The organism is Streptomyces sp. NPDC050617, from assembly GCF_040654795.1.
In the GTDB taxonomy this organism is placed as follows: domain Bacteria; phylum Actinomycetota; class Actinomycetes; order Streptomycetales; family Streptomycetaceae; genus Streptomyces.
This window is the reverse complement of record NZ_JBFAIS010000012.1, coordinates 116,101-131,557: the sequence shown is the minus strand read 5'-3', so window position 1 is coordinate 131,557 and position 15,457 is coordinate 116,101. Positions and strand designations below refer to the sequence as shown.

Below are 15,457 nucleotides of genomic sequence, written 5' to 3'. Positions count from 1 at the left end.
AGGCATTCCTAGGAAGGCAGCCGAAGCCCGTGTCTGACACGACCACCCGGACCGAGGAGCGACAGGAGGAGCGGCCGGCGGGCCGCATACTGCGGCTGCGGGGGCGGGGCGGCGGCTCGCCGCTGTTCCGCAACGCGTACGCGCTGATGCTCAACACGGGCATCAGCGCCAGCCTCGGCATGGGCTACTGGCTGGTCGCAGCCCGCTACTACTCGGCGGACTCGGTCGGCCAGGGCTCGGCGGCCATCGCCGCGATGAAGCTCCTCGCCGGGCTGACCGCGGTGACGCTGACGGGGGCGCTGGCCCGCTTCATCCCGATCGCGGGGCGGGCGACGGCGCGCCTCGTCTTCCGTACGTACGCCGGGAGTTCGGTCGTCGTGGCGGTCGCGGCGTCCGTCTTCCTGCTGACGCTGAACCTGTGGGGGCCGTCCTACCGCTTCCTGCACGGGCCGCTGCACGGCTTCGGCTTCATCATCGCGGTCGTCGCCTGGTCGCTGCTCACCCTCCAGGACGGGGTGCTGACCGGGCTGCGCAGCGCGCTGTGGGTGCCGGTGGGCAACACCGTCTTCTCGGCGGTGAAGCTGGCGCTGCTGGTGGGGCTGTCGGCGGCCATCCCGACCACGGGGGTCTTCGTCGCCTGGGTCGCCGCCATCGCGGTGTCGGTGCTGCCGCTGGGCTGGCTGGTCTTCCGGCGGCTGGTGCCGCGCCATGTGGAGCGCACCAAGGAGACGGCGCGGCCCGTCTCGTACCGGGAGATGGGGCGCTTCCTGGCCGGTGACTACACCGGCTCGCTGTTCTCGCTGGCCGTGGTCTACCTGGTGCCGGTGATCGTCGCCGCGCAGGTCAGCTCGGCGGACAACGCGTACTTCTACATCACCACCACCATCGGCGGCACCATCAACCTGCTCGCCATCAACATGGGCGCGTCGCTGACGGTGGAGGGCTCGCACGACCCGGCGCGGCTGGCGGAGAACTGCCGGGCCGCGCTGCGCCGGATGGCCCGGATCATGCTCCCGGTCTGCGTGCTCCTCTTCGTCCTGGCCCCGTACATCCTCAAGGTCTTCGGCGCGGGGTACGCGCAGGCGGCGACGCCGCTGCTGCGCTGGTTCGCGGTGGGCGCGGCGCTGCGCGTGGTGATGGAGGTCTACTTCGCGGTGCTGCGCGCGCAGAGCCGTACCTCCGGACTGGCGTACCTCCAGGGGCTGTTGTGCGCCCTGGTGCTGGGGCTCACGCTGGTGCTGCTGCCGCGCATGGGGCTCACGGGCGCCGGCGTCGCGGAGATCTCCAGCCTGGCCGTGATCGTCTCCATCGCGACGGTCAAGCTCCGCAGGATTCTCGCCGCCCATCCCTCGGCCCCGCCCGTCAAGATCACGGCGGAGGTGGCCGCGCCCGACGGCGACCTCGCGGACCTGGCGGTGGACGGCGACAAAGGGGACGCGGGCACGGTGATCCGGCCCCGGCCCGGTACGGGCGAGGGGAAGAGCGGCGCGCACGGCACGCGGTGGGCGCTGCGGCAGGCGCTGGACGCCGACACGGTGCCGCTCGGGGTGCGGCTGGACTTCGACCACCCGGAGCGGCGGCCGGATGTGCGGCACACCCCCGAGGGCATCGGGGAGCCGCCGGTTCCTTCGCAGGACGGCGGGCCGCGGTGGGCGCACACCCTGCGCTCGACGCTGCCGCTGGGGACGAACCCTTGGCGGCGGCCGTCCGAGGCGCTGAACAAGCCCGTAGGGCTGGAGAAGTCCGAAGGGCTGAAGAAGTCCGAGAAACCAGAGCAGCCGGAGAAGGCGGAGAAGCCCGAGAAGCCGGATAAGGCCGAGAAGGCGGAGAAGGCCGAGAAGGCCGAGAAGGCGGAGAAGGCGGCGGCAGATCAGGAGGGGCCAGGGCGGTCGGAGCGGCTGGAGCGGTTCGAGCGGCTGGTGGGGTCGGAGCCTCCGGCGCCGACGGAACGTCAGGAGAAAGTGGAGCCGACCGAGCAGAAGAAGGAAGCCAAGCGGCTGAAGTGGCCGGAGATGAAGATGCCCTCCGCGCCGCTCCCGTCCGCCATCGCCCCGCCCTCTCCCCCTCCCCCGCGCCCCGCCGCCCCCGGACAGGCGCCGGAGCCGGCTCCGGACCGGGCCCGCGCCCCCGAGCTGGGGATCTGGCTGCTGCTGGCCGCCGCGCTCGGTCTGTACTGGCTGCCGCTGCGCACGCTCGGCGATGTGTCGCTGGACGACATGGGCGGGCTCGGGCTGATCTCCGTACTGCCGGGGGCGACGCTGCTGGGGGCCGCGCTGCTGGTCCTGGCGTTCGCCTCCGCGCTGTGGCTGGGGCGGCCGAGGCGCGGGCTGCTGCTGGCGATCGTGCTGCTGACGGTCCTCTCGCTGCACGCGGTGCCCGCGGTGCTGGAGAGCGAGCCGAGGTTCGCGACGGCATGGCAGCACGTCGGCTTCCTGGACTTCATCGACCGGACCCATACGACGGCGCCCGACCTGGACGCCCGCTGGAGCTGGCCGGGGTTCTTCGCGGCGGCGGCGTTCGTCGCGAAGGCGTGCGGCGTCGACGATCTGTCCGGGGTGCTGCGCTGGTGGCCGCTGGCCGTCCAGTTGCTGTACCTGGCCCCGTTCATGCTGCTGCTGAAGGCGGTACGGGCGGGCTGGCGGGCGAAGTGGACGGCGGTCTGGCTGTTCGCGCTGTGCGGCTGGGTCGGCCAGGACTACTTCTCGCCGCAGGCCCTGAACTATCTGATCTACCTGCTGTTCGTGGCCGTGCTGCTGGTGTGGTTCCGCTGGCCGCGGCAGCTGCGCGGCAGGCGGCTGCCGGGCGAGAGCGAGGTCGAGCCGGTCGGCCGCCGGGAGCAGGCGACGCTGCTGGCAGTGCTCATCGGACTGTTCGCGGCCTCGGTCGCCAGCCATCAGCTGACCCCGTTCGTGATGCTGGGCGTGCTGACCGTGCTGGTCCTGACGCGCCGCTCGACGCTGCGCGGGCTGCCGCTGCTGTGCTGCGTGATGCTGGTGGTGTGGGTGGGGTTCCTCGCGGAGCCGTACTGGTCCGGCCACTTCGACGAGCTGTTCGGCGGGCTCGGCTCGCTCGGCGGCAACCTCAACTCCTCGGTCTCCGGCCGCATCCAGGGCGGCAGCAGCACCCACAAACTGGTGCTGTACGCGCGGGTCGCGCTCGCGGCGGGCATGCTGGCCCTCGCCGGGTACGGCTGGCTGCGGCGGCGCAAGGCCGGGCTGAGCGATGTGTCGCTGCTGGTGCTGACGGCGGTGCCGTTCCTCGCCTTCGGCCTCCAGTCGTACGGCGGCGAGGTCGCGCTGCGCGTCTTCCTGTTCGCGCTGCCCGGCGCCTGCGTCCTGGCCGCGCTCGCGATCTTCCCGCGGACCGGCGGCGGGCGCGGCGCGCTCGCCCCGGCCGCCGCGCTGCTGGCGGGGCTCGTCCTCATCTTCGGCTTCCTGGTGGCCCGTTGGGGCAACGAGCCGTTCGAACGGGTGCGGCCCGGCGAGGTCGCCGCGATGGACTACGTGTACGCGCACGACAAGCCGACCGCGCAGGTGCTGTGGCCGAGCAGCGACCCGGTCAACAGCGTCACGCCCGCCCTGCCGTGGGGCGCCCGCGACATGGAGCGGGTGAACTACCGGGCGACGCAGGCGCCCCGCGACCCGGTGCTCGTGGACGGCCTCGTCGAGGCGCTGCGGGACGCCGGCCCCAACGGCTATCTGATGATCAACCGCAGCCAGTCGGTCTCCCTCCAGCTCGACTCCGGGTACGCGCCGACCTGGGAGCAGCGGCTGCTGCGCGCCCTCGACGGGCGGCCCGAGCTGCGCCGGGCGATGTCCAACGCGGACGCCACTGTCTATCAGTTGGCCCAGCGCCCGGAGGGCCGGGCCCCGGAGCCGGACCCCGGACCGGTCGGGCCGAAGATCACGTGGACGCCGATGTCGGTGGTGGGCGGGCTCGCGGCCGCGGCGCTGCTGGTCCTGCTCTCGGCGCGCGAGCTGGTGCGCGTCGCCATGCGGCCGGGCGTGCGCCAACTGCGGTGGCTCCAGGGCAGTTTCTGGTTCTCGCTGCCGCTGCTCGCGGTGCTGCTGGTCTCGCTGATCCACCGGCTCTGGACCATGTCGTAGCAGACCGGCGTACGCCCGTACGGCCCGCTCCCGGGTCCGTACGGGCGCGAGCGGGCCCGTACGGCCGGTCAGGTGGGGGCTACCGCCGCAGCCAGCGCACGTCGTAGGCGTCCATGTCGAAGCTCCGACCGTCGACCGACGCCTTGATGGGGCGGTCGAGGGTGTTGACGACCAGCACGTCCTTGTCGGAGGCGAGGGTCAGGACGTTGGGCCGGTCGTCGGCGGCGACATCGACCTGGCGCAGCCGGGTGCCGGGCGGGAACGCCTTCTCGAAGCGGGAGAGCAGCTCCATCATCGGCAGCTCCCGTCCGCCGCCGTCCAGTTCGGTGCTGCGCCACAGGCAGCCGGGGCAGTCGGCGCCGGTGTTCTGCGGGTTCCAGTAGAAGGCGGCGGCCACGCCCGCGCGGGCCATCCGCAGCAGCGCGGCGGCCTGCACGGCGGTGCGGTGCTCCTCGCTCCAGCCCTTGCGGTCGTCGTTGGCGTCCGGGGGCTCCACGTACCACTCGGCCCACCAGACGGGCAGCCGCGTGGTCCGCCGCAGCCACGTGGTGACGTCGGCGAACTTCTGGGTGGCGGTGAACTCGTCGGGGATCAGCTCGTCGCCCTCGCGGGTGTAGCTGGAGCCGTCGACGGCGACGAAGTCGGCGCCGTCCTTGTGCCGGTTCCAGTACTCGACGGCGTCGAGGGAGCGCTGGTCGATGACGCCCCAGGGGCCGCTCAGCGCCGAGGCGTCGGTGGCGTCGCCCGGCGGATCGCTGTCCATCACGGCATAGGGGCCGCCGACCTGGTTGTCCTCGTTCTGCTTCTTGAGCTCCCGGTAGACCAGGTTGTAGAGCTCGGTGTAGCCCTCGTAGTCCCAGCGGTTCTTCGCGTTGTCGTAGAACCCCTTGAGCTCGTTCCAGACGATGAAGTGGCGGATGTCCGGGTAGCGTGCGGCGATCTTCCCGACGAGGTCGGCGAAGTCCTGGTAGTGGTCGGGGTCGGGCGCCTTCTCCAGCGACTTCTTCGACCAGTCGGTGTCCCCCTTGGAGCCGCCCTTCATCCAGTCGGGGGCGCAGCACAGGGTGAGCACGGGCGTCGCGCCGGTCTTGCGCATCAGGTCGACGCGCCGGTCGAGGTCGCTGAAGTCGTACTGGCCGGGCGCGGGTTCGGGGTTGTCCGCGCCCCACCCCATGATGTGCTGGTTCTGCGGCATGGGGTCGGCGGACAGCAGCTCGTCGGCGGACTCCTTGGCGGCGCTCTCCCCGTGGTCGGCGCTGTACTGGGTGTGGGTGAACCCCCACCCCAGCTCGGTCGACGAGGGGCCGCCGGGCTTCTTCGGAGTGCCGTACACCCCGGTGCGGGAGGAGGGCCCCGGTTCGGCGCCGCCGCCCGGCCAGCCGCTGCACATCGTGAAGACGACCGCGAGCGCCACCGCGGCCGCCCCCATCAGGGTGAGGATCCGCCACCGCGCCCTCACCCGCGCCCGTAACCCCGACCGTCCCCCACCATGACGCCCCATGAAGGGCAAGGGTATCCGCGGGCGTACCCCTTCCGGGGGCTTCCGGCCGAACAGTTCGCCAACTCCCCGGCCCGCCCTCCCGAGCCGCGCTGCCGGGCCGGGCTCCGGGCCGGGCGGGAACCCGAAAATCTGTATACGCCGGGCGTTACGTGCCGGATCATGGGGGCATGTGCGCCGAGAACGACCCCGCGATCAGGAGGCAGACCCTGCCCACGACCCCCGCCGAAGCAGCCCTCCCCATCCGGCTGACCATGGACGACAGCGACTCCTGCTCCGATGTCGTCGACGCCCTGTTCCTGGGCCGGTTCGCGGCCGGCGAGCAGCCGTACGCCCGCAGCCACTCCGTCGACCGGGTGCGGTCCGGCGCGACGCTGCTGCCCCCCGCGGCGACGGTGCTGCGCTCGGCCCGCGACGACGACCGCAGCGCGACCCTCGCGGAGGGCGACGGCTGGACGCTGCTGGTCTCCCGCTGGAACCGCGGCGCGGACGTCACGGTGACGGCCACCACCGACGAGCTGGCCGAGCGCGTGCTGGGCCAGGCGGTGGACGGCGCGGAGGACGAGCCGGAGCCGCAGCCCGACCACGTCACCATGGGCTTCTGGTACGTCTCCCCGCGGCGCGGGCCGCACCGCACCACCCGGCAGATCACCGCCGGGACGTGGGACGAGATCCGCCCCAACTACACGGCGCCGGTCGCCGACGCCATGGACCGTCTGATGAAGGTCACCCCGGACGACATCGCGGGGCGGCTGCTGCTCCTGCACGGCCCGCCCGGCACGGGCAAGACCTCGGCGCTGCGCACGCTGGCCCGTTCATGGCGGGACTGGTGCCAGGTGGACTGCGTGCTGGACCCGGAGCGGCTCTTCAACGACGTCGGCTATCTGATGGACATCGCGATCGGCGAGGACGAGGGCACGGCGAAGGGCCGCTGGCGGCTGCTGCTCCTGGAGGACTGCGACGAGCTGATCCGCGGCGAGGCGAAGCACACCGCGGGCCAGGCGCTGTCCCGGCTGCTGAACCTCACCGACGGGCTGCTCGGCCAGGGCCGCAACGTCCTGGTCGGCGTCACCACCAACGAGGACCTGGAGCGGCTGCACCCCGCGGTCGTCCGGCCGGGCCGCTGCCTGGCCCGGATCGAGGTCGGCTCGCTGACCCGCAAGGAGTCGGTGGCCTGGCTCGGCCACGAGGACGGCGTCGGCCGCGACGGCGCGACGCTCGCGGAGCTGTTCGCGCTGCGCCGCGGCACGGGCCCGGCGTCGGTCCCGGCGCAGCACGACAGCGCGGACGCGGGCCTGTACCTCTGAACAACTCCGCCGGAACGTCCGGCACTTCTTCGAAACAGGAGACGCACAGTGAGTTCGACCTCGGTCAACGGCATAACGGTCGGCTACGACGACGAGGGCGGCGGCGCGCCGCTGCTGCTCGTGCACGGCCATCCCTTCGACCGCTCGATGTGGGCGCCGCAGGTCGCGGCGTTCGCCGGGCCGTCGCGGCGGGTGATCGCCCCGGACCTGCGGGGCTACGGCGCGTCGGACGTCGTGCCGGGGGTGACGCCGCTGTCCGTCTTCGCCCAGGACCTCGCGGCGCTCCTCGACCACCTGGGCGTCGAGGGCGCGGTGGTCGGCGGACTCTCGATGGGCGGCCAGATCGTCATGGAGTTCTACCGGCTCTTCCCGGACCGGGTGCGGGGGCTGCTGCTCGCGGACACCTTCCCGGCCGCGGAGACCGAGGCGGGGAAGGCGGCGCGCAACGCGATGGCGGACCGGCTGCTGCGCGAGGGCATGGCCGGGTACGCGGACGAGGTGCTGGCCAAGATGGTCGCCCCGGCCAATGTGGCGGCGCTGCCGGAGGTCGCCGGGCACGTGCGCCGGATGATGGCGGGGACCTCCCCCGAGGGCGCGGCGGCGGCGCTGCGGGGGCGGGCCGAGCGCCCCGACTACAGCGAGCTGCTCACCCGCGTGGCGGTGCCCGCGCTGGTCGTGGTCGGGCGCGACGACGAGTACACGCCGGTCTCGGACGCGGAGGCCATGCACGCGCGGCTGCCGGACTCGGAGCTGGTGGTGGTCGAGGGCGCGGCCCACATGCCGAATCTGGAGCGGCCGCAGGAGTTCGACAAGGCACTGGGGGCGTTCCTCGACCGCGTTCAGCCGGTGCCGTAGGCGGCGCGGGTTCAACCGGTGCCGTAGGCGGCGCGGGTTCAACCGGTGCCGTAGGCGGCGCGGGTTCAACCGGTGCCGTAGGCGGCGCGCAGGGCGTCGTGGACGGCGGCCTTCGCCGCGCGTTCGTCGAGGCCGAGGCGGTGGACGCGGTGCGCGTACGCCTCGGCGGCGCTCGCGGCCTCCTTCTCGGCCGAGTCGCCGGCGGCGGCGACGAAGGTGCCGTTGCGGCCGCGGGTCTCGATCACGCCGTCCGCCTCCAGCGCGCGGTACGCCTTGGCGACGGTGTTGGCGGCGAGGCCCAGTTCCTCGGCGAGGCCGCGTACGGTCGGCAGCTTGTAGCCGGTGGGGAGCGCGCCGGAGCGGGCCTGCCCGGCGATCTGGGCGCGGAGCTGTTCGTACGGCGGGGGCTGCGTGCCCTGGTCGACGGTGAGGTGCAAGGCCACGGTGGGACTCCCGGCTGGGGGGTGGTTTGTCGCACTCATTGTGCGCCACGCGCCACCCGCCCCGCCCCGCCCCGCGCGCCGGTCGCCCCGCCGTGGCCGTCAGGTGTGCTTACAGCTCCAGCTCGACCCCGTAGCCCCGCAGCCAGGTGTCGAGGCCGAGGACGAGTTCGGTGCCGGCCCGGTTGACGGCGCCGGTGGGGTCGGCGAGGGCGTCGGCGACGACGCCCGTGTCGAGCAGCGGCTGCACCGGGGAGTTCTTGTCGGCGGTGACCTGCTTCAGCTCGTCGCGCAGGGCGAGGGCGTAGCGCGGGTCCTGGGTGCTCGGGTAGGGGCTCTTGACGCGGTCGGCGACGGCGTCCGGGAGGACGTCGCGGACGGCGGCCCGCAGCAGGGACTTCTCGCGGCCGTCGAACGTCTTCATCGCCCAGGGGGTGTTGAAGACGTACTGGACGAGGCGGTGGTCGCAGAACGGCACGCGGACCTCCAGGCCCACCGCCATGCTGGCCCGGTCCTTGCGGTCGAGGAGGATCTGCACGAAGCGGGTCAGGTGCAGATAGCTGATCTCCCGCATGCGGCGCTGGAGCCCGGTCTCGCCGTCCAGGTGCGGGACTTCGGCGAGCGCCTCGCGGTAGCGCTGGTGCTCGTAGCCGGCCAGGTCGAGCTTGGCGAGCAGGCTGCGGTCGAGGAGCCCCTCGCGGCCGGGGTTGCGGCTCTTGCCGCCGGCGAAGCTGCTGGCGACGCCCGCGGCTATCCAGGGGAAGGTGTCGGCGTTCACGGCCTCGGGGTCGTGGAACCAGCGGTAGCCGCCGAACACCTCGTCCGCCGACTCGCCGGACAGCGCGACCGTCGAGTGTTCGCGGATGGCCTTGAAGAGGAGGTAGAGGGAGGTGTCGCCGTCGCCGAAGCCGATGGGGAAGTCGCGGGCGGTCAGTACGGCGCCGCGGTGGGCCCGGCTCATCAGGTCGGCGGTGTCGAGCGTGATGTCGGCGTGGTCGGAGCGCACGTGCTCGGCGAGCGCGTGCGCGTACGGGCCGTCGGGCGTGGGCCGCAGGTCGTCGGCCTGGAAGTTCTCGGTGTAGCCGGTGAAGTCGACGGCGAAGGAGCGGACGGGTCCGGCGCCGGCCTTGCCCAGTCCCTGGGCGGCGAGGGCGGTGATGGCGGAGGAGTCGAGGCCGCCGGAGAGCAGGGTGCACAGCGGGACGTCGGCGATGAGCTGGCGGGTGACGATGTCGTCGAGCAGTTCGCGGACCGTGTGGACGGTGGTGTCCAGGTCGTCGGTGTGCTCGGAGGACTCCAGGGCCCAGTAGCGGTTCACGGTCAGCTGTCCGCGGCGTACCCGCACGGTGTGGCCGGGGCGGACCTCGCGCATGCCCTTGTAGATGGCGTGGCCGGGGGTCTTGGTGAAGGCGATCAGCTCGGAGAGGCCCTCGGCGTCGACGGTGGGCCGTACGGAGGGGTGGGCGAGTATGGCCTTGGGCTCGGAGCCGAAGAGGACGCCGTCGGGGGTCGGGTAGTAGTAGAGCGGCTTGATGCCCATGCGGTCGCGGACGAGCAGCAGTTCCTCGGTGCGCGGGTCCCAGAGGGCGAAGGCGTACATGCCATTGAGCCGTTCGGTGAACGACTCGCCCCATTCGAGGTAGGCGTGCAGCACGACCTCGGTGTCGCTGCTGGTGCGGAAGGCGTGCCCGAGCCCTTCCAGTTCGGCTTTCAGCTCGCGGTAGTTGTAGACCTCGCCGCTGTAGGTGGTGGCGAGCAGGGTGCGGCCGTCGCGCTCGACGAGCATCGGCTGCTTGCCGCCCTCGATGTCGATGACGGCGAGGCGGCGGTGGCCGAAGGCCGCGTGGGAGTCCAGCCAGACGCCGGCGGCGTCCGGGCCGCGGCAGCTCATCGTCTGCGTCATCGCGTCGAGCGTCCCGCGCTCGGCGGTCAGGTCCTTGTCGTAGGAGATCCAGCCGGTGATCCCGCACATAGTCGCGGTGTCCCCTTTCGGTCGGCCGGCCCGGACGTGCCGGGACACAGCTCTGCCCCCGTCGGTTACGGTCTGCCACGGCTCGGAGGCCGACCGCGACGACGACCGTACGCTCCGTTTAGATGCATTCACCATCTATGGTTGGCAAAAACCTGTTGGAACCGGCCACGGCGGGCCCGTACCGTGCACCGCCATGGCCCTGGTAATCAGAGATCTCGCCCTGCCCGACGCGGAGGCCGCCGCCGCGATACGGCGTTCATCCATCCCCTTCATGGCGACCACCGCCGATTCGATCGTCTGGGACGTGGCGAACGCGCCCGCCGAACAGCGGTACCGGATGCTGGTCGCCGAGTCGGACGGCCGGGTGGTGGGCGTCGCCACGGCATGCCTCTTCCGCGACAGCGCCGAGCCGGGGCAGGCGCTCGCCCAGCCCTACGTCCTCCCCGAGGAGCGCGGACGCGGCGCGGGGCTCGCGCTGCTCCGGGCCGCCGAGGAGTATCTGAGCGGCGTCGGGGCGACCGCCGTGTACACCTGGGTGCTGGACGACGGGCACGCGCCCGGCTTCGCCGAGCGGCGCGGCTACCAGCGCCGCCGCCCGAGCCTCGTGCAGCGGCTCGATCTCGACCGTGCGCCGCTGCCGGAGCTCTCGCCGCCCGCCGACGTCGAGCTGCGCTCCTTCGCCGACTTCGCCGACGACCCGCGTCCGCTGTACGAGGCGGACGTCGAGGCCATCGAGGACGAGCCGAGCGACGTGGCAGTCAACGGCGGCACGTACGAGAACTGGCTCCAGTGGACCTGGCGAACCCCCCTCCTCGACCGCGACTTGAGCACGGCGGCCGTCGTGGACGGCACCGTCGTCTCGCTCACCATCGCCCACACCGACGACGGCACCCGCTACTTCTCCGGCGGCACCGGCACCCGCCGCGCCTTCCGCGGCCGGGGCCTGGCCAAGCTCGTCAAAGCCCGCTCCCTGCACCTGGCCCGCGCCGCCGGCCGCACCGAGGCGTTCACCGGCAACGACGACGAAAACGCCCCGATGCTCGCCATCAACAAGTGGTTCGGCTACGAGCCGGCCGCCGCCGAATGGCACTACGTACGCGAGCTCGGCGGCAGCGCCACGGCCCGCGAGGGCGCGCCGGGCGCGTAGCCGATGCCGTCCCCGCTCTCGTGCAGATGCAGCACGAACCGCTCGCCCCGCCGATAGGCGTCCAGCGCGGCGCGGCAGTACGCGACCATGTCGTCCGGCAGCCCGTCGAGCGGAAACCACCCCAGCTGCGAGCACTTGTGCGGCTCGCGATTGACCGGCTCCCCGCACCCCTCCGCCACATCCGCCTCGAAGAACCACCCGATCCGCGCCGCGCTGTCGGGCGCCCGGTGCTGCATCACCAACGCGACCCGCAGCAGACCCGGATCAAGCTCGACCCCCACCTCCTCCCACGCCTCCCGCACCACGGCGGCCCGCACATCCTCGCCCTCCTCAAGATGCCCCGACGGCGCGTGCAACAGCCCGTCCGCATACCCCGTATCCACCCGCCGCCCCAACAGCACGTCCCCGCCGCGCCGCAGGATCAGATGAACGTCGACGATCTCCTTGTGGCGGGCGGGACGCGCCGGGTGGGCGACCAGGGCGTACCGCTCGTCGTCGACCGGGCGCCCCCACAACCGCGGGTCGTGCGCGAGGTGTTCGACCTGGGTACGGGCGGCGACCGGAGCGAGGAGACGCGTCAGGTCATCCGCGGGAATGCCGACCCGCTCGGACTCGCCCCAGCGGCCCTCGATCAGCACGAGCCGGCCGCCGGGGCGCAGCAGCGCGGCCCAGTTCGCGAGGGCGCGCCCGGGGTCGGGGAGCAGCCACAGCACGTGGCGGGCGAGGACGACGTCGAACCGCCGCTCCCCCACGGGCGGTTCGGCCGCGTCGCCGACGAGCACGTCAGCCGTCTCACCGGCCGCCGCGAGCTTGGCGCGGGCCCGCTCCGCCATGCGGGGCGAGCTGTCGACCCCGGTGACCCGGTGCCCCTGCTCGGCCGCGAGCAGGGAGAGGGAGCCGGTGCCGCACCCGACGTCGAGCACGTCACCTGGCTCCCGCGGCAGCCAGGACCGCAGCCGGGCGGCCCACGCGGCCCGTACGGACGGATCGCGCAGGCCGTGGTCGGCGGCCTCGTCGAAGTCGGTCGCGGCGGCGTCCCAGTACTCGGTGGTCATGGACCGATCGTCGCATCCGCCACTGACAACGGGGCCGGCGCGACGGCCCGGCAGGTCAGGGCAGGTAGTGGAAGGACGGCGGGGGGTGCATCAGGAAGTCGTGGTGGGAGATGTTCCAGGCGTAGGCGCCGGCGAGGGCGAAGGCGACGCGGTCGCCTACGCGCAGTTCGGGTACGTAGGTGCGGGTGGCCAGGACGTCCTTGGGGGTGCAGAGCTGGCCGACGAGGGTGACGGGGGTGTCCCTGACGCCGGGGCGGGGCCAGGGTCTGGTCCAGGTCTCGCGGGGGAGGACGGTGAAGGGGTGGCTGTGGGCCTTGGCCGCCGGGGTGCGCATGTGGTGGGTGCCGCCGCGGAGCACCGCGAAGGGTTCGCCACGGCTGTGCTTGATGTCGAGCACGTCGGTGACGTACCAGCCGCAGTAGGCGGTCAGCGCCCGGCCGGGCTCGACGCGGAGCGTGCGGCGCGGGTGGCGGTCGGCGAGGGCGCGCAGGCCCGCGCCGTACGCCGCCCAGTCGAAGCGCTCGGCGGGGCGCGCGTAGTCCACCGCCATGCCGCCGCCCACGCCGACCTCGGTGAGGTCGAGGCCGTGCCGGGCCTCGACGTCGCGGGTCCAGTCCGCGATCCGGGTCGCCACGGCGAGCTGCGCGGCCGCGTCCAGGCCGCTGGCCAGGTGCGCGTGGATGCCGCGCAGCCGCAGCGGGCCGTCGCCGGCGAACAGGGGCAGGCACGCCTCCACGCGGTCCGGGTCCAGGCCGAAGGGGCTGGGGCGGCCGCCCATGGCCAGTGCCGCGCCGCCCAGTTCCGCCGCGTCCAGCGGCAGGTTGACGCGGAGGAGGACCCGCACCTCGCGTCGGGGCGGGGCCAGGGCGGCCAGCAGGCGCAGCTCCTGTTCGCTCTCCACGTGGAAGCGCTCCACGCCCGCCTCCAGCGCGAGCCCCATCTCGTCCTCCGTCTTGCCCGGTCCGCCGAAGGCGAGCGGCGCCCGGGGAGCGGCCTTCCGTACGTGCGCGAGCTCGCCGCCCGAGGCCACCTCGAAGCCGCTGACGTGCGGGGCGAGGGCCGCGAGCAGCTCGGGGGCCGGGTTGGCCTTCGCCGCGTAGTACAGCTCCACGGAGGCCGGGAGCGCCGCCCGTACGGCTCCGGCGTGCGTGTCGAGACTGGCCACGTCGTGGACGTACGCGGGGAGTTCCGTCAGCGTGTGCGCACACTCGGCGGCTCGGGCAGTGATCATGTCGCGCTCCGGACCTCGGCGCCGGCCGCGCCGGACAGCAGGTCGCCGACCAGCGGCGACGCGATGCGCACATACCCCGCCTCGCGGTCGGCCCGCCGCTCCCACCGCGTCAGCAAGTTGGCCTTCGCGGGCAGCGGCACCCCGGCGATCAGCGCCCGCAGCGGCGGCGGGTTGCCGTGCGCGGCCGAACGCTCGGCGAGGACGCGGCGGACGGCCGCCCACAGCCGGGGTTCGAGCGGCGGGTGCCGGTCGGCGAGCGCGGCGACGAATTCGGCGAGGTGGTTGACCAGCAGGCAGTAGACGACGCGGTCCCAGCCGCGCTGCCGCCCGTACGTCATGGGCTCCGCCACCTCCCGCGGCAGCCCCGCGAGCGGCGCGGCGTGGTGCTCGGGGAGCAGCTTGGCGCCCTCCAGGTCGCGCAGCAGGACCTGGCGCGGCGTGCCGTCGGCGCCGACGCCGACGACGACGTTCTGGAGGTGCGGTTCGAGGACGACGCCGTGGTCGAGGTAGGCCGCGAGCACCGGCGGCGCCAGCAGCTCCAGATAGGCGTCCCACCAGGCCAGGGCCGCCTCGGGGCCCGCGTCCCCGAGCAGCCGGGACAGCTGCGCGGAGCCGGTCGGGTACTCGTCGGCGACGGCCGCCGCGAGCAGCCCGGTGACGCCGGGCCGCAGCCGGGCGCCCAGCCCCTCGCGGACGATCACCCCGAACCCCTCGGCCAGTTCGCGGCTGCCGAGGTCGAGCGTGCGGTAGCCGGGTTCGCGCAGCAGCTCGAAGCCGGGGAAGCGGGCCGCGAGGTCGCGCGCTACGGGCTCCAGGATACGGGTCAGCGCGACGGCCCCCGCCAGCTCGTACTCGGCGTTCTTGCGCAGGCAGTTGGTGATCCGCACATTGAGGCTGAACTTGAGGAAGTCCCGGCCGTCGTAGAGCGTACGCACGGACGCGGTGGGCGCGAACTCGGGCCCGCCGGGGCCGAGGTCGAGGACGTCGCCGCGCTCGACGGCGGAGACGAGGCCGGGGTGGTCGCGGAGCATGGCGTACTGCCAGGGGTGCGCGGGCAGCAGCCGGTACCCGTCGGGCACGGCCCGCTGCCGGTCGAGGGCGTCGAGGGGGCCGGGCCGGGCCACGCCCGTACGGACGTGCTCCTCGCGTACGCACCGCTCGCGCACCGCGAGATGGTGCAGCGGGAAGCGGGCCCCGTTCTCCGGCGCGTACCGCGCCCAGTCCTGGTCGCGGCCGGTGCGGGCCTTGGGCGTGGGGTGGAAGCGGTGGCCGAAGAGGAGGGACTGCTCGGAGTCCAGATAGGCGTCACCGCCGGCCGCGCGACACACGTGGCGGTCGCCCGGCAGCAGGGCCGCGGACACGCCCGCGTGCGTGGCGGCGACCTGGTCGAGGAACTCGTCGTTGCGGACCCCGGTGCGCAGCTCCAGTTCGCGGTGGATGTACTCGGCCAGGGTCCGCCAGGACACCTCCCGCCAGACCCCGTCGCGCTGCTCGGCGGGCGGCCCCGTGAACCGGTGCGCGCCGATCAGCGAGGTGCGGCGCAGCCCGATCCCCAGCAGCACGCCGCAGCGCGGCATCCGCAGCAGCAGCCGGCCGCCGGTCACGGCCGTCTGGTGCTCGGGGCCGGAGACCTCGCGGAGCAGGCAGTTGAGGAGGGTGTGGGCGACGACGTGGTCGGCGTGCGCCACAGCGGTCGCGGCTGTCGTGGCTGCCGTGGCCGTCGTGGCTGTCGTGGCTGCCGTGGAGGGTGTGACCGGCGCGGTCGTAGGGGTGGGGGCGGTTGACATGGAGCGGCTCCAGCGGGTGCGGAGGCGGACGGGGTGCCGGGGGCCGCCGCGGGCGCGGC

At 73.5% G+C, this 15,457-nt stretch carries 10 protein-coding genes; 4 read left to right on the top strand and 6 right to left on the bottom strand.

Annotation, left to right across the window (positions count from 1 at the left end; genetic code table 11):
• Positions 1–29: 29 nt before the first annotated feature.
• Positions 30–4,106, top strand: coding sequence for a lipopolysaccharide biosynthesis protein (locus AB0I49_RS18470; protein WP_363228008.1), 4,077 nt, complete (start codon positions 30–32; stop codon positions 4,104–4,106).
• 79 nt (positions 4,107–4,185) lie between these two features.
• Here the strand turns inward: AB0I49_RS18470 and AB0I49_RS18465 are convergent, their stop codons facing one another.
• A complete protein-coding gene (locus tag AB0I49_RS18465; RefSeq protein ID WP_363228007.1) occupies positions 4,186–5,607 on the bottom strand; it encodes a xylan 1,4-beta-xylosidase in 1,422 nt (473 codons plus the stop codon).
• A 167-nt stretch (positions 5,608–5,774) separates the two neighbouring features.
• Here AB0I49_RS18465 and AB0I49_RS18460 point away from each other — a divergent pair, with 167 nt between their 5' ends.
• Both AB0I49_RS18460 and AB0I49_RS18455 read left to right on the top strand, forming a co-directional pair.
• Complete coding sequence (locus tag AB0I49_RS18460) at positions 5,775–6,911, top strand: DUF5925 domain-containing protein (protein WP_363228006.1); 1,137 nt, start codon at positions 5,775–5,777, stop codon at positions 6,909–6,911.
• Positions 6,912–6,959: 48 nt separating this feature from the next.
• Entirely contained in the window at positions 6,960–7,766 is an 807-nt protein-coding gene (locus AB0I49_RS18455; protein ID WP_363228005.1) for an alpha/beta fold hydrolase, read from the top strand.
• Between the two features lie 65 nt (positions 7,767–7,831).
• Here the strand turns inward: AB0I49_RS18455 and AB0I49_RS18450 are convergent, their stop codons facing one another.
• Both AB0I49_RS18450 and asnB read right to left on the bottom strand, forming a co-directional pair.
• Positions 7,832–8,209, bottom strand: a complete 378-nt coding sequence (locus tag AB0I49_RS18450) for a GntR family transcriptional regulator (protein ID WP_363228004.1) — start codon at positions 8,207–8,209, stop codon at positions 7,832–7,834.
• A 109-nt stretch (positions 8,210–8,318) separates the two neighbouring features.
• A complete protein-coding gene (asnB, locus tag AB0I49_RS18445; RefSeq protein ID WP_363228003.1) occupies positions 8,319–10,178 on the bottom strand; it encodes an asparagine synthase (glutamine-hydrolyzing) in 1,860 nt (619 codons plus the stop codon).
• A 193-nt stretch (positions 10,179–10,371) separates the two neighbouring features.
• Here asnB and AB0I49_RS18440 point away from each other — a divergent pair, with 193 nt between their 5' ends.
• A complete protein-coding gene (locus tag AB0I49_RS18440) occupies positions 10,372–11,325 on the top strand; it encodes a GNAT family N-acetyltransferase (protein ID WP_363228002.1) in 954 nt (317 codons plus the stop codon).
• Here the strand turns inward: AB0I49_RS18440 and AB0I49_RS18435 are convergent.
• From AB0I49_RS18435 to AB0I49_RS18425, 3 genes are read right to left on the bottom strand one after another with little or no spacing between them, the layout of a single operon-like run.
• Positions 11,268–12,380 (bottom strand): methyltransferase domain-containing protein, encoded by a 1,113-nt coding sequence (locus AB0I49_RS18435; protein ID WP_363228001.1) that lies wholly within the window; start codon positions 12,378–12,380, stop codon positions 11,268–11,270. The two genes, AB0I49_RS18440 and AB0I49_RS18435, sit on opposite strands and share 58 nt — an antisense overlap.
• 55 nt (positions 12,381–12,435) lie before the next feature.
• Positions 12,436–13,611, bottom strand: coding sequence for a type III PLP-dependent enzyme (locus AB0I49_RS18430; protein WP_363228000.1), 1,176 nt, complete (start codon positions 13,609–13,611; stop codon positions 12,436–12,438).
• Positions 13,608–15,398: an IucA/IucC family protein gene (locus AB0I49_RS18425; protein WP_363227999.1), complete on the bottom strand. Its 1,791-nt coding sequence runs from the start codon at positions 15,396–15,398 to the stop codon at positions 13,608–13,610. Before AB0I49_RS18425 ends, AB0I49_RS18430 begins: the two co-directional genes overlap by 4 nt.
• Between the last annotated feature and the right edge of the window lie 59 nt (positions 15,399–15,457).